Origin of the sequence: Candidatus Frankia nodulisporulans (genome assembly GCF_902806475.1) — a bacterium.
Lineage (GTDB): Bacteria > Actinomycetota > Actinomycetes > Frankiales > Frankiaceae > Frankia > Frankia umida.
This window is the reverse complement of the sequence record NZ_CADCWS010000549.1, coordinates 1-493: the sequence shown is the minus strand read 5'-3', so window position 1 is coordinate 493 and position 493 is coordinate 1. Positions and strand designations below refer to the sequence as shown.

Annotated in this window: 1 protein-coding gene and 1 pseudogene; one reads left to right on the top strand and one right to left on the bottom strand. The window is 70.0% G+C overall.

What is annotated here, in order from left to right; all coding sequences use genetic code 11:
• A pseudogene (locus G6R24_RS21360) lies at nt 1-224 on the top strand (hypothetical protein); the annotation flags it as partial.
• Here G6R24_RS21360 and G6R24_RS21355 read toward each other — a convergent pair.
• The coding region (locus G6R24_RS21355) for a LysR substrate-binding domain-containing protein (protein WP_263864100.1) at nt 214-493 on the bottom strand (280 nt) is incomplete at its 5' end. The pseudogene G6R24_RS21360 and the gene G6R24_RS21355 overlap by 11 nt on opposite strands.

Genomic DNA, 493 nt, shown 5'->3' with positions numbered 1-493 from the left:
ATCTGACCCGCGCGATGTCGGCGACCGACCGCCGCGCCATCACCGTCAGCCTCACCCCCACCGGCAAGGAACGCACCGACGCCTTCTACGACGAGGTCAGCGAACGCCTGACCGACCTCACCGCCCGCCTCCCCACCAAGGACCACGGGCACCTGACCCGCATCGCCACCCACCTCGTCCTGCACGAGAACGTCCCCGACGTCTTCGGCACCCTCACCCCTTGACCACGGTGCCATCCACCACCGGGACGAGGTCAAGGCCAGTAACGGGCAGAACGGCACGGATACGGGCCGCCAGCAGGGTCCAGTCAGCGAGACGAGCCGAGGTGATGCGGTAGGCGAGACCGACCCGGCGGTGCGGGGCAGGACGACGGAACGTGGCGACAGCCAGGCCCCGACCCTCACCCACCTCCACCGGAACCGCCGCGGCAGGCAGCAACGTGAGACCGAGACCGCCCGCGACCATCTGGACGATGGTAGACAGGCTCGCGGCG